The organism is Kutzneria sp. NPDC051319 (assembly GCF_040682195.1).
GTDB lineage: Bacteria > Actinomycetota > Actinomycetes > Mycobacteriales > Pseudonocardiaceae > Kutzneria.
The window spans coordinates 1-1,272 of sequence record NZ_JBFBAM010000058.1 but is presented as its reverse complement, the minus strand read 5'-3'; the positions used below and the strand labels follow the sequence as shown (position 1 = coordinate 1,272).

At 65.8% G+C, this 1,272-nt stretch carries 1 protein-coding gene; it reads left to right on the top strand.

Annotated elements, in window-relative coordinates; all coding sequences use genetic code 11:
- Positions 1-194 precede the first annotated feature (194 nt).
- Positions 195-1,139: an SDR family NAD(P)-dependent oxidoreductase gene (locus AB0M73_RS36880; RefSeq protein ID WP_363901125.1), complete on the top strand. Its 945-nt coding sequence runs from the start codon at positions 195-197 to the stop codon at positions 1,137-1,139.
- Positions 1,140-1,272: the final 133 nt, after the last annotated feature.

Genomic DNA, 1,272 nt, shown 5'->3' with positions numbered 1-1,272 from the left:
CCGACCACCACCTCTATATATATGTGAACCCCGAAGGCCCGCCCCGCCGCCCCGGGGGGGGGGGCCCGCCGCGGGGCCGCCCCCCCCCCCCCCCCCCACCACGCACTGATCCGGCTCGCCGTGCCGACCTGAGAGGTCCCGATCTTGAGTGGTCCAGGCGCCGCGCCCGCACGAGAACACTTGAGGAGAAGACCATGACGCCGGCATCTAGCTGGGATGTCCACCATCTGCCTACGCAGATCGGGAGGACCTTCCTGGTAACGGGAGCGAGCTCGGGGATCGGCTACTTCGTCGCCGAGCAGTTGGCTGCCACCGGCGCCGAGGTCGTACTCGCGGCTCGCAGCCGCGCGAAACTGGATCTCGCCGTGCAGGGCATTCGTAGCCAGCTCCCCGACGCACGGTTGCGCACGATCACGATGGATCTGGCCCACTACGCCTCGATCGAGGCAGCAGCGGAGACGTTGTCCGACAGCACTGTGCACGGCGCGGTGTTCAACGCCGGCGTTCTCAAGCAAGACAAGCGCAGCGAAACCGTGGACGGGCACGAACTGGTGGTGGGCACCAACCACCTCGGGCACTTCGTGCTCAGCGCCCACCTGCATCGTCTGCTCGCACCCGGAGCCAGGCTGGTCACCATGGGCAGCATGGCTGCCCGCTCGGCACGTCTGCGCTTGGACGACATGGAATCCAGGCACAATCGGCGGTACCAGGGCTTCGAGGTCTACAAGATGTCCAAGCTCGCCCAGACGATGTTCGCATTCGAACTCGATCGACGACTGAGGAAAGTGGACAGTCCGATAGCCAGCCTCGTGGCTCATCCTGGCGGCGCGCTCGACGGTCTGACTCCGTCTCGTCCGCCGGTGCACACCCGACGAACAGCAGACTTGCTCAAGGCGTTGCCGCTGTCACCTCTGGTGCAGGGCAAAGACTCGGCCGCGTGGCCCGCGGTGCGGGCGTTGCTGGACCCCACCGCCGAAGGCGGGCAACTATGGGGACCGAGCTTTGCGCGAACCAAGGGACGGCCGGTGCTGGAAAAGCCCACCCCACTGATGCAAGACACCGCAATGGCCGCTCGATTGTGGGCCTGGACCGAACGATCCACCGGGATCACCTGGCCGACTTTGTCCACACGCACATAGCCTGCTCAAGCCTGGTCCACTTCACAGCTACATCGACTTGTCCCGCCCCGGGTTTGATGGAGACATCGAACACCCGGAGGATTCACTGCCATGGCGGCACCACGGAAGTACCCCGACGAGTTGCGGGAGCGAG